This is a genomic window from Bittarella massiliensis (ex Durand et al. 2017), from assembly GCF_009876955.1.
GTDB lineage: Bacteria > Bacillota > Clostridia > Oscillospirales > Ruminococcaceae > Bittarella > Bittarella massiliensis.
The window spans coordinates 14973-30262 of record NZ_WWVY01000010.1; the positions used below are offsets into that span (position 1 = coordinate 14973).

Here is a 15290-nt window from a genome sequence, read left to right on the forward strand (position 1 = left end):
CAAATCGTTCGTTTTCTCTTTTGGAGTCGGGGCAGAGGGCTAAACCAGCTCGCCCGCCACCGCCCAGTTTTGCGCCTCGGTGATCTTGACCTGGACAAACTGTCCGCCAAGGCCCTCCTCCCCGGCAAAGACGACCACGGTCCCGTGCTCGTCCCGCCCGGTCATCTGCCCGGGCTGTTTGCCGGGGCCGTCCACCAGCACCCGCAGGGTCTGGCCCACCAGTCCCGCAAAGCGGGCGCTGCCGATGGCGCGCTGTACCTCTTGCAGCTGGGCAAACCAGCGGCTCTTCTCGGCCGCGGGGACGGGGTCTTCCATCCCCGCGGCGCGGGTGCCCGGCCGGGGGGAAAAGATGAAGATGAAGAGGCTGGCGTAGCCCACCTCCCGCACCAGATCCACCGTCTGCAAAAACTCCTCTTCGCTCTCGCCGGGAAAGCCGACAATGATGTCGCTGGTAAAGGTGACGCCGGGGATGACCGCCTTGGCGTAGGCGATCTTTTCCAGATAGCCCGCCCGGTCATAGTGGCGGTTCATCTCCCGCAGCACCCGGTCGCTGCCCGACTGCACCGGCAGGTGGATGTGGCTGCAGAGCTTCTCCTCCCTGGCGATGAGGTCCAGGAGCTTGTGGGTGATGTCCTTGGGGTGGGAGGTCATGAACCGCACCCAGAAGTCGCCGGGGATGCGGCAGATGCGCGCGAGCAGGTCGGCAAAGTCGCAGGGCTCGTCCAGCCCCTTGCCGTAGCTGTTGACGTTTTGCCCCAGCAGGGTGATCTCTTTGTACCCGGCCTCCACCAGGCCGCGCACCTCGGCCACCACGTCCTCGGGGCGGCGGCTGACCTCGCGGCCGCGCACCAGGGGCACCACGCAGTAGGAGCAGAAGTTGTCGCAGCCGTACATGATGGGGACCCAGGCCTTGACCGACCCGTCCCGGCGCACCGGCATCCCCTCGACGATCACGTTCTCCCCCTCCTCGGCGTCAAAGACCCGGGCGGGGCTGCCCTGCCGCCCCCGCAGCACCTCGCAGAGGTTTTGGGGGAAATTTTGCAGGGCGTGGGTGCCAAAGATCAGATCCACAAAGGGATAGCTGCGGCGGATGCGCTCCTGCACCGGCTTTTGCTGCATCATGCAGCCGCACAGGCCGATGACCATGCCGGGGTTTTTGGCCTTGTAGCCCTTGAGGGCCCCCACGTTGCCGTAGAGCTTTTGCTCGGCGTGCTCCCGCACGGCGCAGGTGTTGTAGATGACCAGGTCGGCCTCCTCCCGGCGCTCGGTGAAGTCGTAGCCGATCTCGGCGAGCATCCCCTTGATCTTCTCCCCGTCGCTGACATTCTGCTGGCAGCCGTAGGAGTGGATGTGGGCCAGGGGCCGCCGGGCCCCGTAGAGGGCGAGGCACTGCTGTCTGGCGGCCTCGATCCCCGCGCTGGAAAAGCGGGGGGAGGGCGGGTTTGTTTGGGTCTTCAAAGGTGTTCCTCCTAATTTGTCCATTCGTGTTCCATCATACCATTTTTGTCTCTTTGCTTCAAGTTCCGGTTGTGAAGATTATGAAAATTCGCAGAAAACCTTCCATCTTTTTTCCGGGTATACTATAATTGGAATTTATAAGGATGTGATTTTTTGAAACCGACGCAAGACTTCAACTTCAAGCGGTGGGTCTGGCCCATCACCTACGGCATTCTGCTCTTCTTTTTGCTGCAAAACATCGGCCGTATCTTCAACCTGGCGGACGGGATGATGGGGCTCCTCTCCCCCATCGTCATCGGCTTTTTCATCGCCTTTATCCTCAACATCCCCATGCGGGCCATCGAGCGGGGGCTGGTCAACCGCTTCCTCATCCGCAAGGAACTGCCCTCCCTGCGCCGCACCATCTCCATCCTGCTGACGCTGCTGGTGGTGATCCTCCTCTTCACCGTCATCGTCCGCTATGTGGGCCCCCAGCTCACCGACAGCGTGATGCTGCTGGGCCGGCAGATGCCCGGCTACATGAACGAGGTGCAAAAGTGGGTGACCGACATCTCGCAAAACGTCGAGCTGCCCGCCGAGGTGGCCACCAAACTCACCACCTATTTCAACGACGCCCTGCAGTGGCTGCTCAACTTCCTCACCGACTTTGTGCCCAAACTCATCGGCGGGGTGGTGGGCTTTGCCTCCAGCCTCATCAACGTCTTCATGGGCCTCGTCTTCGCCCTGTACATGCTCTTCAACAAGGAGAAGATGGTGCGCGGGGTGAAAAAACTCACCGCCGCCCTCCTCCCCGAGAACATCTTCCGCAAGGTGCACGACGTGGCCGCACTCACCAACAACACCTTCAACGGCTACTTCACCGGCCAGCTCACCGAGGCCTTTGTCCTCGGCGGCCTCTGCTTTTTGGGGATGAGCATCTTCCGCTTCCCCTACGCCCCCCTCATCAGCGTCATCGTGGGGGTCACCGCCCTCATCCCCATCCTGGGCGCCTATCTGGGGGCCATCCCCAGCGCCTTCCTCATCCTCATTGAAAACCCCATCAAGGCCCTGTGGTTCGTCATCTTCATCGTCTGCCTGCAGCAGTTGGAGGGCAGCCTCATCTACCCCCGCATCGTGGGCTCCTCCATCGGCCTCACCGGTTTTTGGGTGATGGCGGCCCTCATCGTCGGCGGCGGCATCGCCGGCATCCCCGGGGTCATCATCGGCGTCCCCGCCTGCTCGGTCCTCTACACCCTCACCTCCAAAAAGACAAACGAGGTCCTCAAGAAAAAACAGCTGGACATCCGCTGAGCCCCACCGGCAAAAAAAGCGGCGCCGCTTTTTACATGTTCAGAGAGAAAAACAGGTTCAGGACTGGGTGAAGGAGATGTCGATGTTCCCGTTGGTGGTGGTGCAGTAAAACTGCTTCTGCGCGCCCGTCCCGCCGCTCTCGCCCAGGTTGGACTTGCCGTTGGTGGTGGTGCAGCGGTAGTTGTAGTCGCCCTGGCTGCCCACAAAGCTGCCCTTGATGGAGGCGTTGGTGGTCTTGAAGTTGGCGGTGGTGGCTTCCATCCGCTCAAACTCGACCCGGCCGTTTTTGGAGGTGGCGGTAAAGGTCTTTCTACAAGCGATGCGCTCGAGCCGCACGGCGGCGTTGGTGGTCTCCACCGTGGCCACCCCCGCCTGGGAATCCTCCAGGGTGAGGGAGCCGTTGGTGGTCTTGAGCCAGAGGGTGTTCCCCACGTCCAGGGCCCGCCCTTTGATGGTGCCGTTTCTGGTCTCTGCCTCCAGTTCACCGCTGGCGGTGACGCTGTCCAGGTCGATGGAGGAGTTGGTGGTCTTCATCTCCAGCCGGCCCGCCTTGACCTGGGTGAGGTGCAGCGAGCCGTTGGTGGTCGAGAGGGTGGTCGTCCCCTCCACCGACAGGTCCTCCAACTCGATGCGGGCGTTGGTGGTGCTGGCCTTCAACTGGGGCAGGGTGCAGCTCTCCACCTCGATGGCGGCATTGGAGGTGTCCAGCGACAGGCCCGCCAACCGCTCCATCCCGTTACAGCTGATCTTGCCGTTGGTGGTGCGCACCGAGAGCAGTTTCTGGTAGTCCTGCGGCACCCGCAGGACACAGCGGGTGCGGGCCTCGTTCAAGCCGCTGAACATTCCCGACCAGACCCGACGCAGCCAGTTGTAGTGCCGCTCGGTGTTGACGCTGCGCACCCGCAGCACCCCGTTCTCGTTGGTTATTTCAAACTTGCAGTACTTGGTCTCGGTGTACTCGAGGGCGATCTCCGTCCCCTCGGCAGGGAGGATCTCCACCCGCCGGTTGCCCAGTTCCAGGCGGATCTCCTCCACCCCCGCGGCCGGGGCACTGTAACTCTTCTCCTCGATTTCGTCGTTGGTGGCGTCCAACTGCCAGACGTCGAAGCCGACCATGGCAAAGGCGCCGCCCGCCAGCAGGGCCCCGGCGACACAGAGCGCCGCGGCGGCGATCAGCCAACCCCTAATGTGCTTCATTGACAGCAGCCCCCTTTCTCTTTTTTCCAATGCTGCCCAGCCAGCCAAAGAGGGCGCTGCAGCCCTTCATCATGGCCTTTGCCAGCCCCCATCCCCCCAGGAAGGAGAGGATGGCAAACCCCGCAAACAGCAGGCAGATCCCGATTTGGAAGGCCCCGATCACGGTGTTTTGCGCCAACAGCGCAAAGGAGGGCACCAAGTAGATGAATCCCGCCGCCAAAAAGGCGAAGGACATGACAAACAGGGAGAGCACCATCACCCACCCGGCGAAGAGCAGGGCCAGGACGACCATGCCGACCGCCAGCGCCAAACTCGCCCAGATGGGGCTGGTCACCGCCAGCAGCACGATCTTCAGCACCTGGCTGTCCTCTTTCTGGCGGGGCGGCGGGGGCGCGTAGGGCTGGCCGTAGGGCGGTGCGCCGTAGTTCCCCGCTGGGGGGGCGCCGTAGGGCGGACGGGGGGCGGTGAAAGGCGCTTGTCCCCCCATCTGCGGCCGCGGGTCGCCGGTCGGATGCGTCTGCGGCGGGGGCGCGGCGGGCTCCTTCTTGGCGCCGCCCTCGCTCTCGGCAATCAGTTTGTCGGCGATCTCCTCCACCGGGCCAAACTGGGCGATGACCTCTTCCTCGTCCATCCCCGCCTCCAGCTTGTCGGCGATCATCTCATTGTAGTAGTCCATGGCCATGTCCCGCTCGCCCTCTGACAGCGGCGCGATCTTCTGGCGCAGGGCGTTCATAAATTCGTCCCGTCTCACAGTGCATCCTCCCCCAAAATATAGCAGTATATCCTCTTCAGCTGCGGCCAGTCCCCGGCGAACTCGCCCAGGCGGCGGACCCCCTCTTCGGTGATCTTGTAGTATTTGCGCAGGCGGCCGTTGTGTGCCTGGGAATAGGTGGTGAGACAACCGTTTCCCTCCAGGCGCTTGAGGATCGGATAGAGAGTCGACTCCGATATCTCTATATATTCTGAGAGATCGCCTATGATTTTGTACCCGTATGAGTCCTCTTTTTTCAGGGCGGTGAGGACACATGCCTCCAGCAGCCCCTTTTTCATCTGTACGTCGATGGCTCATCCCTCCTTACACATAATACTATATTGTACATAGTATACTTTGTCAACCCCTTTTTCCCCTCTTTTCTGAAGGTTGCAAAAAAAGGGGGGATGGGGCATAATAGAGGGCGTTTGAAAAAGAAGGAAAACAGACTGCGAGAGAAAGGAGATCCGCTGTGAAAAATCGCTTTGTCACCCCGGGAGGCGAATTTGTCATCCGCCCCACGCGGGAAGAGGACTGCCCGCTCATCCTCTCCTTTATCAAGGAGCTGGCCGAGTACGAGAAGATGGGCGACTTGGTGGAAGCCACCGTCGAGACCCTGCGCCACTCCCTCTTTGGGCGGGGGGCCGCCCGCTGCGTCATCGGCGAGCTGGAGGGGGAGCCGGTGGGGTTTGCCCTCTACTTCTACAACTTCTCCACCTTTGTCGGCAAGCCCGGCCTCTATCTGGAGGACCTGTTCGTCCGCCCGGCCCACCGCGGGCTGGGGCTGGGCAAGCTCCTGCTGCAATACCTGGCCAACCTGGCGCGGGAGGAGGACTGCGGCCGGATGGAGTGGTTCTGCCTGGACTGGAACGCCCCCTCCATCGCCTTTTACAAAAAGATGGGCGCCCGCCCGCTGGACGACTGGACGGTCTTTCGCCTGGACGCCCAGGCCCTGGAAGACCTCGCCTTTCCCCAGTAGCCGCCCTCTCTGAAAAGCCGGCAGCGCCCCCTCTTTTGAGGGGGCGTTTTGTGCGCTCTCGGCGATCCGTCTTCGCGGTGGGATTGTCAGGGGGGCACTTTTTTTGTATACTGTCTTTAAAAGACATTCTGATGAACCTGTTTTTTTAGAAATTTGAGCAGAAAAGGGGGCGAAACCACCTTGCAAAGACAGCGCGTTCCCACCCTGCGCCTGATCGCCTGCCTGGCGGCCGCCTCCCTTTTGTTGGGCGGCTGCGCCGCCTTCTCCCAAGACGACGCCCCCCTCTCCTCCCCTGTCAGCGCGGCCGACCTGGGCATCGACATGGACTGCAGGGACCAGGGCCGTCTCACCGCCGGAGACAAAAATTACATCTACGCCGCAGGCAGACGGGGCATCTACCAAATCGGCAGGGGAACAGCCAGCGGCGAGTTGATCCTCCCCCTGTCCTCCCGGGCGCAGTACCTCATCCGCTACCAGAAATACCTCTACTACCTGCAAGACGGCGCCCTCTTCGCCCTGGATCTACAGACCCGCGCCGTCCACCCCCTGGGGATCGAAGCGGGGGATGTCTCCCTCCTCAAAAACGCCCTCTATGTCACCACCCCGGACGGCGGCGACCGGCTGCTCTACCGGCTGCAAAATCCCCTCACCCCGACCCTGGAAGAGCGGGTGCCCGCCGAGGAGGGGACCGCCTACCCCCACTTTTACACCGGTATCCTCGACGGCGCTGCCGGCGTCGCCTACCGGGAGTGGGTGGACCCAAAAGACCCCCTCTCCCTGACCGTCACCCTCCTCTCCCCCGACGCGGGGGAACTGTCCGCCCCCATCTCCCTGCCCAGCGAGCGCAACGGCTCCCACCTGGTCACCCCGGAGGGCGTCTACTACGCGGACAACGGCATCTACTGGGCCCCCTTCGGCGGCAGCCGGATGCACCTCACCGTCAACCACTCGACCGCCCCCCTCTTCATCGCCTATGACAGCCAATGGGTCTATTTTATGGACGTGGCCAACTCGGAGAAAAGGGTCTACCGGCTGCGCTGGGAGACGGTGGAGGAGATCCCCCGCTTGCAGGGGATCGGCTCCTTTGAGGTCATCTGCGACTGGATCTATTTCTACGACGAGACCTCCGACGTCCTCTGTCGCATTTACATGGGGCTGCCCGAGAGCTCTTTACAGGTGGAAACCGAATTTTAGACAAACCAGCAAACAGAAAAGGCGGCTGATCTTCATCCGCCTTTTCTGTTTTCCCTTTTCTGCCGAAAGGATTTGACCTGCAAGATGGGAGCAGGGGGCCGATAGGACGCCCCTCCCCTCAGCCCCCTCGGGAAAGGAGCCCGGCGCCCGCCCCTGCTGCCGCAAAAAAAGAAGCAACCCCAAGGCGGTTGCTTCTTCCCCACACACCGGCGCAAAACGCCCTTGCAAAGAGCAATCCGAACCACGGCATTTATCCGTTTGTCGCTCTATTTTCAATTTTGGGGCTTCAATGGCGCTAGACGTCCTCTTCCACGAAGTGCTTTTCGTACTGGTTCCAGTATTTTTTAAAGACACGGCTGTCGTCTCCGTCAAGATTTAGCTGGTACAGCCGAAAAACGACGGGAATATCTTTGGGCTGCCACTGCTCTTCATAGGAATAGCAGTACTTCATCCCCACCTGCTTCATCACCCCTCCACTGCGGGGATTGTTGACGTCGTGGGTTGCTGTGATATAGGGAAGCCCGTCTTTTCTTACCTGTTCTACAAGGGCTTTTCCCGCCTCGGTCACAATGCCTTGATGCCAGAACTCCTTCCGCAGAGCATAGCCAAAATCGTGGCTTTCGTCCATATCCACCTTGATGTAGCCGATTGGAAAGTTGTCTCCCTTCGAGCAGATGGCATAGGCGTAGGCCCGGGGCTTTTCATAGTTGGCCGCATACCTCTCTTCGTAAAAAGCCCTTGCGTCCGCCATGCTTTTGGCGGGGAACCAAGGCAAAAAGGTATTGACCTCCTCGTCTTTTAAAAGCAGGTAGAGCGCCTCCATATCCTCCTCTGTAAACTTTCTCAAAATCAGGCGCTCCGTCTCCAAAACAGGGGTATTTTCCATGTTGCATCCTCCTCACTCTTCGCTGTACTCCCTCAAAATTGCATTTATCGTGTGCCTGGCGTTGCCGGCCACCAGGGGCTCCGGCGCGCGATAGGTCACCAGCGCTTTCCACAGCGCCCATCCCCTTGCCCGAGCGATCGTGCCGGTGTCCAGGCCCTGCAAAAAGGCCCTTCTGCTGCTGCCATCAAAATATGTCCACGCCATGGCGTAGTCGCAGGCGGGATCGCCAACCCCCATGATGCCAAAGTCAATAACGCCGCAGAGGTCGCCGTCTTTTACCAAAAGGTTGCCCGGCGCAACGTCGCCGTGAAGCCACACAGGAGCGGTATTCCACTCTGTCGCAACAGCCTCTCTCCATATCTCCTGAATGCTGCGGACCGGCAGAACAAATTCTAAATCGCGCAGGGAGGACGCGACCTGGCGGCTGTAAACAGCCGGGTTTGCACCCCTAAAAAAGTTGTGTGCCCCCGCAGCGGGCCCTCCCCTCGTGACAGACGCCCTGCAGCTCTTTCAGAAAGGCCGAGAGCTGGGTGGCGATCCACACCTTCTCGGAAACGGCACATCCGCTCAAGGGTCCGCCCTCCACATATACATTGACCGACCAGGGAAACGGATAGTACCCCGTGGCCTTTCCCTGCGCAAGGGGCCGCGAGATCGGGAGGGACAGATTTGACGCCAAAAATGGGAGCCACTTTCCCTCTTTTTCGATTTGCGGGACGTACTCTTGGCCGCTTGGCAGGCGGATGGTCATCTGCTCGCCCAAGTGAAATGTCCTGTTGTCGTGTCCGCTCTGTGCAACCGGCCTGATTTCCAGATGGGCCCATTGGGGGAACTGCTCCTCTATCAGCCGGGTGGCCACTTCGGTCGAAATGTTAACCATAGAAACTCCTTTTCGGTTTGGTATCTGTTTTTATTATAGAAAATCCGGCATCCCCTTTACAACCTACAAATTTGTTATACACAAAAAATAGGGGGCCGCAGAACGCCTGCAGTCCCCTATTTTTACACGTCCCGCTTTCTCTGTGAGGTGAGGATCCGCTCTATGCCCTTTAACGAAAGGCCATATTTGTCCGACAGCGCCTCTATGGGAACGCCTTTTTGGTACTCTCGGCAAATTTCGAGGTCCCTTTTCGCAAAGAATTCGCGCGCCCCACTTTTGCTTCCCCAAGACTTTCTCTTGCGGCTGGGGATGTAGAGGTATTCACCGTCAACATATTTCTGTATTTCCCTCACCAGATCAGCGGGCAGTCGCTCCGTTGCAGATTGATAACCCATTTTGCTCTCCTCAATTGGCATTTTCTCAAATTCCAAATAAGGCATAGCAAAAACTACTCCAACGAATTAAAGAGAGACGACATCCATCGCAATAGCCTTTGCTATGCGACAAGTTTTGAACAGTACGCGCATGAAAAATCACCCTTTCAAACGATTCGCCTCCATTGTATCTTTGGACGCTTTTCCTGTCAAGAAATAAGGGGGGGGCCGGGCACCCCAAGTCACGGCAGGGCAGCTCTCCCCCCGCCGAGCAGGTGTCGGTCGAGAAGGCTCCACGCCCGCCACTGAAAAGCCCACTTTTTTCAAAAAGGCGCAAAAAAAGAAGCAACCAAGTCGGTTGCTTCCCGTGGCGGAAAGAGAGGGATTCGAACCCTCGAGACGGTATCACCGCCTACACGATTTCCAGTCGTGCGCCTTCGACCAGCTCAGCCATCTTTCCGCATATCGCAGGGCGCTCATTTATTATACCCATGGGTTTCCAAAAAATCAACCCCCTTTTTTTCATTTTCACAAATAATTTGTCTCTTTGCGCCCACACTAACTGCAAAACCAAAATAGGGGGAAAACGAATCATGGACCAGAACACCGAACTGCTCGACTTCATCTACAAAAACACCGAAATGGGGCTCTCCACCCTCGACCGGCTGGTGGGGATCGCCGAGGACGACCACTTCAAGGTCGCCCTCCTCACCCAGAAGGAAGAATACCACAAGATCTTCGCCGAGGCCAAACAGCTGGCCGGGGTGGAGCTGGAAAAGACCGGCGCCATGGCCAAGTTCTCGGCCTATATGATGCTAGAGCTCAAGACCCTGGCCGACAACTCCCCCTCCCACATCGCCGAGATGCTCATTCAGGGCAGCACCATGGGGGTGGTAGACATGACCAAGCGGCTCAAGGAGTACACCTGCGCCAGCGACGAGGTGCGCGCCCTGGCCCAAAAACTGCTGGAGACCGAGCAGCAAAACATCGAGACCATGAAGGGATTTTTGCGCTAGCAAGCCGTCACAGCCCCTGGGAGCGGAGCAGCCCCCGATAGTAGTTTTGCGGCCGGTGGGCCTCAAAGGAGACGGCGCCCGGCAGCCGCGGGGGGCCGACGGCGACCCGGATGCCCACGTGGCGAAACCCCATCCAGGCAAAGGGCACCTTGGTGACGATGTCGTTGCCGTTTTCCACCCGAAAGGTCTTGAACACCCGCCGGTTGAAGGACTGGGCAAAGGCCCGGTTGCCCACCCGCGGACAGCCGAAGAGAACCACCTCAAAGTCCTTCTCGGGAAAGTTGTACTGCAGGTCCACCGCGCACAAAACCGCCAGCGCCGCCCCGTAGGAGTGGCCGGTGACCCGCACCTTCTCCGCCTCTTTGGGGAGAAAATAGCGGATGGCGTCGCGCACTTCGGGGTTTTTGTACATGTCGATGAAGCCCCCGTGCACCCGAATTTTGGAAGCGGTGTTGTCGTAGGGGATCTTCTTTTTGCAAAAGCGAAAATCGGTGGCCCAGTCCCTGGCCGAATCGGTTCCCCGAAAGGCGATGTAGACCGTCTTTCCCACGCACTCCATATAGAGCTGGATGCCCGTCTTCCCGCTGTCGATAAAGCGCACTTCCCGCCCCTTTTTCACCGGCAGGTTGTCGCCATAAGCCGCGGCCGACAGTTCCAGCATCGCGGCAAAGCCCTTGTATTCCATCTTCAAAACACCCCCGGAGCCAGTCTATGCTCCGGGGGTGTCTCTCTGCGCCCCTACACCTCGGGCAGGCCCAGCACCTCGCCCGCCTCTTCCTCGGGCAGCTGGCTCACCTCTTTTAGGCGGCGCTGGATCTGGCGGGTGCGCACCCCCACCAGCCGGTCAAGCTCGCTGCCCGCCTGTTCCAGCCGCTGCTGGGCGGCTGAGAGGGCCCCTTCAAACTTGCCGAACTCGGTCTTGACCGCCCCCAGCACCTGCCACACCTCGCCCGATCGCTTTTGGATGGCCAGGGTGCGAAAGCCCATCTGCAGGCTGTTGAGCATGGCCGCCATGGTGGTGGGCCCGGCCAGGCTGATCTTGTACTCGTTTTGCAGCGTCTCCACCAGCCCCCGGCGGACCACCTCGGCGTAGAGCCCCTCCACCGGCAGGAAGAGGATGCCGAAATCGGTGGTGTGGGGCGGGGCGATGTACTTGTCGCGGATGTCCTTGGCAAACTGCTTGACCCGCCGCTCCAAAGCGGTGCCCAGCTGCTCGATCTCGGCGGGGTCGCCCCGGTCGTAGGCGTCCATCAGTTGGGCGTAGGCGTCGGCCGGGAACTTGGCGTCAACGGGCAGCCAGACCGGCTCCTCCCCGTCCCCCGGCAGTTTGACGGCAAACTCCACCACGTTCTTGCTCCCCGGCTTGGTGCAGACGTTCTGGCCGTACTGCTCGGGGGCGAGGATCTGCTCCAGGATGGCCCCCAGCTGGATCTCGCCCAGGATGCCCCGGGTCTTGACATTGGAGAGGACCTTTTTCAGATCCCCCACCCCAACGGCCAGCGTCTGCATCTCCCCCAGGCCCTTGTAGACCTGCTCCAACCGCTCGCTGACCACCTTGAAGGACTGGCCCAGCCGCTCGTCCAGGGTCTTTTGCAGCTTTTCGTCCACCGTCAGGCGGATCCGGTCCAGCTGGCGGGCATTGTCCTCCTGCATGGCGCTGACCCGGTTTTGCAGGGTGGCGCGCATCTGCTCCATCTGCTCGGCGCTCTGGCGGGTGAACTCGGCCATCCGGGCGTCGGTGCCCCGCACCGAGCGGTCCACCGACTGCTGCAAGCTCTCCTGCCGCAGAGTCAGTTGGGTGTTCAGGTCCCCCAGCCGCTCGTTGAGGACGGCGGTGAACTGCCGCTGGGACTGGGCCAGCACCTCCCCCAGCCCGGTGACCGAGGCCTGCACCGTCTGCAGGGTGTCCGCCCGGGCGGCCTGGGCCTCCTGCCGCAGGGCCTCCTTCAGCTCCTCCCCACCGGCATCCCCCCTGCGCCGCAGCAGCACGATCAGCACCGCCGCCTGCAGGGCCAACACCGCGGCCAATACCAGCAAAATCGCCATCTCCAAAACCGATCCCTCCACCCTTTTCAAAAAAGAACTGTTGTTTAGTATAGCACATCTCCCCGCCGGTTGCACCCCCAAACGGGTGCAAAAAGGCGCGGGGCCCTCTCTCTGCCCCGCGCCTTTCAGGGCGGCTACTCCCCGGCTGCCTCCGGCCCGGCGGAGGGCTGCTCGCTGGCGTCCAGCTCCTCCTCCACCTGCTCGCAGATAAAGGTGAACATCTCCCGCGCCATGGCGGCAAACCGCCGCACCTGGCCCCGCCCCATCTCGTAGGGGACGTCGGTGGGGTACCGGGTCTCAATATAGCAGTGGTTGAGGGCCGCGCTCTCGTCCAGCCACTGTGTAAATTCTTCATCGTGCTTGACGGCCTGCTTGCAGAGCCAGGAGAGGTTGTGCCCGTCCACCAGGTTCCCGGTCTTGACCAGGATATAGGCCTTTAGGGCCTTTTCGATGGCCTGCTGGCAGTGGAAGGCACAGCTGAAATAGCAGCGGTCTTCCCGCCGCAGCAGCTCCACCGTCTCCATGTCCTCCTCGGCCCTGTCCATCCAGTCGTAGTAGCGGCGGCTGTCTCCGGTGTTGTGTCTACGCCTCATAGAGCACCTTCCCCATCCGCCGCACCTTGGCGGCAAAAGAGCCCCGCTCCCCGGCCAGCTGCGCCCACTCCCCGGGGGTGTAGAGGACCACATCAAAGGGCACCGGGCTGTCGATGGCCAGGTAGAGCTCCTTCTCCAGCCGCCGCTTGTCCGCGGTGTCGGCCACCACCACCAGCTTGAAGCTGGCGGTCTTGCCCGACAGCGTCAGCTTGCGGTTGAAGAGGATCACCTTCTCCGGCCGCGCCAGCCGCCGCACCTCTGCACAGACTTGCAAGATCTGTTCGCCCAATCCCTGTTCTTCCATCGGCACTCCCTCCTCTATTCAAGCAGCGGGGCTGCCGCCCCCATCTGCCCTTAGTTTACCCCTTTCCCCCGCCCCTTGCAACCAAATGCCCGCCCCGGACTGGGAATTTTGCCCCAATTGTGCTATCCTGGTGGGGCAAGAGAAGAGAGACAGGAGGCATTTTTTATGGCAAAACAGTGTTGGAAACCGGGGGCGCTGCTGGCGCCGGTGCCGGCGGTGCTGGTCAGCTGCGGCGAGGGGGAGCGCTCCAACCTCCTCACCGTCGCCTGGACCGGCACCGTCTGCACCAAGCCGGCCATGACCTACATCTCGGTGCGGCCGGAGCGCCACTCCTACCCCCTGATCCGCGAGAGGGGCGAGTTCGCCATCAACCTGGTGAACCGCCCCCTGCTGCGCGCCTGCGACTGGTGCGGCGTCCGCTCCGGCAGGGACGGGGACAAATTTGCCGCCGCCGGGCTCACCCGCGCCCCGGCCAGCAAGATCGCCGCCCCCCTGGTGGCCGAGAGCCCGGTGAACCTGGAGTGCCGGGTCACCCAGGTGCTGGAGTTGGGCAGCCACCACATGTTTCTGGCCGAAATCGTGGCGGTGGACGTGGAGGAGTCCCTTCTGGACGGAAGCGGGAAACTCTGTCTCGACCGGGCCGAACTCATCCACTACACCCACGGCGAGTACTTTGCCCAGGGGGAAAAGTTGGGCAGCTTTGGCTATACGGTGCGGGGCCCCGGCCGCAAGAAGACCCAGCGGTTCGTCCCCCCTTCGGCGGAAAAATAGGGGGAGCTGTCAAACCGGCCCAAAATGCCTTGCAAAACCCTGCAACTGCCCTCAAATCATAAAGGGGGACGGACATTTTCCCGGGAAATTGATGCAAAGCGTTCATTTACGAACCGCGTCCCCCGCCGTATAATGGGAGGGAAAGAACAGCGACAAAACGCCTCTCTCCCGAGAGCGAGAAAGAACAGGTGACGCAAACCATGCAGAACTTTACATTTCACAACCCCACCCGCATCCTCTTCGGCAAGGGCCGGGAGGACGAGGTCGGCGCCGTCGCCAGAGAGTACGGCAGCCGCGCCCTGGTCCACTTCGGCGGCGACTACCTGCGCAAAAACGGGCTTCTCGAGCGCATCGAGGCCTCTCTGAGCGCCGCCGGCATCGAGTTTGTCGAGTACGACGGGGTGGTCCCAAACCCCCGCCTCTCCACCGTGAAAGAGGGCATCCGCCTCTGCCGGGAGAACCGGTTGGACTTTGTGCTGGCCATCGGCGGGGGCAGCGCCATCGACTCCTCCAAGGCCATTGCCGCCGGCGCCTGCATGGACGGCGACGTGTGGGACTGCTTCACCGGCAAGGCCCAGGTGGAAAAGGCCCTGCCCATCGGGGTGGTGCTGACCATCCCCGCCTCCGGCTCGGAATCCAGCAAGGCCTGCATCATCACCAAGGATGAGGGCAGCCAGAAGCGGATGTGCTCCTCCCCCCACATCCTCCCCAAATTCGCCATCCTCGATCCCGAGACCACCTACACCCTCCCCGCCTACCAGACGGCGGCGGGCTGCTGCGACATCATGTCCCACCTGATGGAGCGCTACTTCACCCAGACCGAGCAGGTAGACTTCACCGACCGGCTGCTGGAGGGGGCCCTGCGCACCATGCTGGTGACTGCCCCCCGCGTCCTGGCCGAGCCGGACAACTACGACTACCGGGCCGAGGTGATGTTTGTGGGCAACGTGGCCCACAACGACCTGCTGGGGATGGGCCGGGAGGAGGACTGGGCCTGCCACGACATCGAGCACGAACTCTCGGCCCTCTACGACGTGACCCACGGCGCGGGGCTCACCGTCATCACCCCCGCCTGGATGAAGTACGTCTACAAGCAAAACCTCCCCCGCTTTGTGCAGTTCGCCGTGCGGGTGATGGATGTGGATCTGGCCTTTGACCAGCCCGAGGCGATCGCCCTGGAGGGCATTCACCGGCTGGAGGCCTTCTTCCGCTCCCTGGGGATGCCCACCTCCTTTGCCGACTTGAAGATCCCCGCCGACCGCATCCCCGAGATGGCCCGGCGCGCCCTGGACGGCCGCCCCTATGCCGGCCACTTTGCCCACCTGAACGAGGAGGACATCGCCGCCATCTACCGCCTGGCCCTGTAAGGGCCCCCCTCATCTAAAGAAGAGAGAGCCCCCCGCCCAAAGGATGGGCGGGGGGCTTTTTTGGGGGGAACAGGGCGGCAGCGCGCGGACACCCCCCGACGGCCGCCGCTTTGCCGGTTGGCAGGAGGCGGGCAGAGTCCCTCCGCCGGGAAAGGGGCCCCCCCACCTGCGCACAGGCGGTCCT

General features: G+C 61.5%; 17 protein-coding genes, 1 tRNA gene and 1 pseudogene. 6 read left to right on the plus strand and 13 right to left on the minus strand.

Annotated elements, in window-relative coordinates:
* Positions 1 to 39: 39 nt before the first annotated feature.
* A complete protein-coding gene (gene miaB / locus GT748_RS11560; protein ID WP_243147936.1) occupies positions 40 to 1458 on the minus strand; it encodes a tRNA (N6-isopentenyl adenosine(37)-C2)-methylthiotransferase MiaB in 1419 nt (472 codons plus the stop codon).
* Between the two features lie 153 nt (positions 1459 to 1611).
* Between miaB and GT748_RS11565 the strand changes: the two genes are divergently transcribed.
* Positions 1612 to 2748, plus strand: a complete 1137-nt coding sequence (locus GT748_RS11565) for an AI-2E family transporter (RefSeq protein ID WP_021658646.1) — start codon at positions 1612 to 1614, stop codon at positions 2746 to 2748.
* A 57-nt stretch (positions 2749 to 2805) separates the two neighbouring features.
* On the opposite strand, the gene GT748_RS11570 is transcribed toward GT748_RS11565, so the two are convergent.
* From GT748_RS11570 to GT748_RS11580, 3 genes are read right to left on the minus strand one after another with little or no spacing between them, the layout of a single operon-like run.
* On the minus strand, positions 2806 to 3945 hold the full coding sequence (locus GT748_RS11570; protein ID WP_021658647.1) for a DUF4097 family beta strand repeat-containing protein: 1140 nt from the start codon (positions 3943 to 3945) through the stop codon (positions 2806 to 2808).
* Positions 3932 to 4696, minus strand: coding sequence for a DUF1700 domain-containing protein (locus GT748_RS11575; RefSeq protein WP_143161543.1), 765 nt, complete (start codon positions 4694 to 4696; stop codon positions 3932 to 3934). Before GT748_RS11575 ends, GT748_RS11570 begins: the two co-directional genes overlap by 14 nt.
* Entirely contained in the window at positions 4693 to 5007 is a 315-nt protein-coding gene (locus GT748_RS11580) for a PadR family transcriptional regulator (protein WP_044991868.1), read from the minus strand. Before GT748_RS11580 ends, GT748_RS11575 begins: the two co-directional genes overlap by 4 nt.
* 161 nt (positions 5008 to 5168) lie before the next feature.
* Here GT748_RS11580 and GT748_RS11585 point away from each other — a divergent pair, with 161 nt between their 5' ends.
* The gene (locus GT748_RS11585) at positions 5169 to 5675 is read left to right on the plus strand and encodes a GNAT family N-acetyltransferase (RefSeq protein ID WP_021658230.1); all 507 of its coding nucleotides are present in this window, start codon (positions 5169 to 5171) and stop codon (positions 5673 to 5675) included.
* A gap of 180 nt (positions 5676 to 5855) precedes the next feature.
* Complete coding sequence (locus GT748_RS11590; protein WP_161213299.1) at positions 5856 to 6869, plus strand: hypothetical protein; 1014 nt, start codon at positions 5856 to 5858, stop codon at positions 6867 to 6869.
* A gap of 295 nt (positions 6870 to 7164) precedes the next feature.
* Here the strand turns inward: GT748_RS11590 and GT748_RS11595 are convergent, their stop codons facing one another.
* The 5 genes and pseudogenes from GT748_RS11595 to GT748_RS11610 all read right to left on the minus strand — a co-directional run bounded on the left by GT748_RS11595 (position 7165) and on the right by GT748_RS11610 (position 9469).
* Positions 7165 to 7755: a GNAT family N-acetyltransferase gene (locus GT748_RS11595; RefSeq protein WP_021658233.1), complete on the minus strand. Its 591-nt coding sequence runs from the start codon at positions 7753 to 7755 to the stop codon at positions 7165 to 7167.
* A 12-nt stretch (positions 7756 to 7767) separates the two neighbouring features.
* A pseudogene (locus GT748_RS15820) lies at positions 7768 to 8169 on the minus strand (phosphotransferase); the annotation flags it as partial.
* A gap of 34 nt (positions 8170 to 8203) precedes the next feature.
* Positions 8204 to 8635, minus strand: a complete 432-nt coding sequence (locus GT748_RS15825) for a phosphotransferase (RefSeq protein ID WP_021658235.1) — start codon at positions 8633 to 8635, stop codon at positions 8204 to 8206.
* A gap of 122 nt (positions 8636 to 8757) precedes the next feature.
* A complete protein-coding gene (locus GT748_RS11605) occupies positions 8758 to 9075 on the minus strand; it encodes a CD3324 family protein (protein WP_021658236.1) in 318 nt (105 codons plus the stop codon).
* Positions 9076 to 9377: 302 nt separating this feature from the next.
* Positions 9378 to 9469, minus strand: a tRNA-Ser gene (locus GT748_RS11610).
* A 133-nt stretch (positions 9470 to 9602) separates the two neighbouring features.
* Here GT748_RS11610 and GT748_RS11615 point away from each other — a divergent pair.
* Positions 9603 to 10025, plus strand: a complete 423-nt coding sequence (locus GT748_RS11615; RefSeq protein ID WP_021658237.1) for a hypothetical protein — start codon at positions 9603 to 9605, stop codon at positions 10023 to 10025.
* A 7-nt stretch (positions 10026 to 10032) separates the two neighbouring features.
* Here the strand turns inward: GT748_RS11615 and GT748_RS11620 are convergent, their stop codons facing one another.
* The 4 genes from GT748_RS11620 to GT748_RS11635 all read right to left on the minus strand — a co-directional run bounded on the left by GT748_RS11620 (position 10033) and on the right by GT748_RS11635 (position 12968).
* The gene (locus GT748_RS11620; protein WP_021658238.1) at positions 10033 to 10710 is read right to left on the minus strand and encodes a lipase family protein; all 678 of its coding nucleotides are present in this window, start codon (positions 10708 to 10710) and stop codon (positions 10033 to 10035) included.
* Positions 10711 to 10763: 53 nt separating this feature from the next.
* The gene (gene rmuC, locus GT748_RS11625) at positions 10764 to 12071 is read right to left on the minus strand and encodes a DNA recombination protein RmuC (RefSeq protein ID WP_021658239.1); all 1308 of its coding nucleotides are present in this window, start codon (positions 12069 to 12071) and stop codon (positions 10764 to 10766) included.
* Positions 12072 to 12205: 134 nt separating this feature from the next.
* Entirely contained in the window at positions 12206 to 12664 is a 459-nt protein-coding gene (locus GT748_RS11630; RefSeq protein ID WP_021658240.1) for a HEPN domain-containing protein, read from the minus strand.
* Positions 12654 to 12968, minus strand: coding sequence for a hypothetical protein (locus GT748_RS11635; RefSeq protein ID WP_021658241.1), 315 nt, complete (start codon positions 12966 to 12968; stop codon positions 12654 to 12656). Before GT748_RS11635 ends, GT748_RS11630 begins: the two co-directional genes overlap by 11 nt.
* A gap of 165 nt (positions 12969 to 13133) precedes the next feature.
* On the opposite strand from GT748_RS11635, the gene GT748_RS11640 reads away from it, so the two are divergent.
* On the plus strand, positions 13134 to 13739 hold the full coding sequence (locus GT748_RS11640; protein WP_021658242.1) for a flavin reductase family protein: 606 nt from the start codon (positions 13134 to 13136) through the stop codon (positions 13737 to 13739).
* A gap of 200 nt (positions 13740 to 13939) precedes the next feature.
* Positions 13940 to 15106 (plus strand): iron-containing alcohol dehydrogenase, encoded by a 1167-nt coding sequence (locus GT748_RS11645; RefSeq protein WP_021658244.1) that lies wholly within the window; start codon positions 13940 to 13942, stop codon positions 15104 to 15106.
* The last annotated feature ends 184 nt before the right edge of the window (positions 15107 to 15290 follow it).

What these genes read in the sequence shown, in the direction of transcription:
- GT748_RS11640 (WP_021658242.1), top strand. Translation starts at nt 13,134, where the DNA reads ATGGCAAAACAGTGTTGGAAACCGGGGGCGCTGCTGGCGCCGGTGCCG.
- GT748_RS15825 (WP_021658235.1), bottom strand. Translation starts at nt 8,635, where the DNA reads ATGGTTAACATTTCGACCGAAGTGGCCACCCGGCTGATAGAGGAGCAG.
- GT748_RS11595 (WP_021658233.1), bottom strand. Translation starts at nt 7,755, where the DNA reads ATGGAAAATACCCCTGTTTTGGAGACGGAGCGCCTGATTTTGAGAAAG.
- GT748_RS11605 (WP_021658236.1), bottom strand. Translation starts at nt 9,075, where the DNA reads ATGCCTTATTTGGAATTTGAGAAAATGCCAATTGAGGAGAGCAAAATG.
- GT748_RS11620 (WP_021658238.1), bottom strand. Translation starts at nt 10,710, where the DNA reads ATGGAATACAAGGGCTTTGCCGCGATGCTGGAACTGTCGGCCGCGGCT.
- GT748_RS11635 (WP_021658241.1), bottom strand. Translation starts at nt 12,968, where the DNA reads ATGGAAGAACAGGGATTGGGCGAACAGATCTTGCAAGTCTGTGCAGAG.
- GT748_RS11570 (WP_021658647.1), bottom strand. Translation starts at nt 3,945, where the DNA reads ATGAAGCACATTAGGGGTTGGCTGATCGCCGCCGCGGCGCTCTGTGTC.
- rmuC (WP_021658239.1), bottom strand. Translation starts at nt 12,071, where the DNA reads ATGGCGATTTTGCTGGTATTGGCCGCGGTGTTGGCCCTGCAGGCGGCG.
- GT748_RS11615 (WP_021658237.1), top strand. Translation starts at nt 9,603, where the DNA reads ATGGACCAGAACACCGAACTGCTCGACTTCATCTACAAAAACACCGAA.
- GT748_RS11645 (WP_021658244.1), top strand. Translation starts at nt 13,940, where the DNA reads ATGCAGAACTTTACATTTCACAACCCCACCCGCATCCTCTTCGGCAAG.
- GT748_RS11630 (WP_021658240.1), bottom strand. Translation starts at nt 12,664, where the DNA reads ATGAGGCGTAGACACAACACCGGAGACAGCCGCCGCTACTACGACTGG.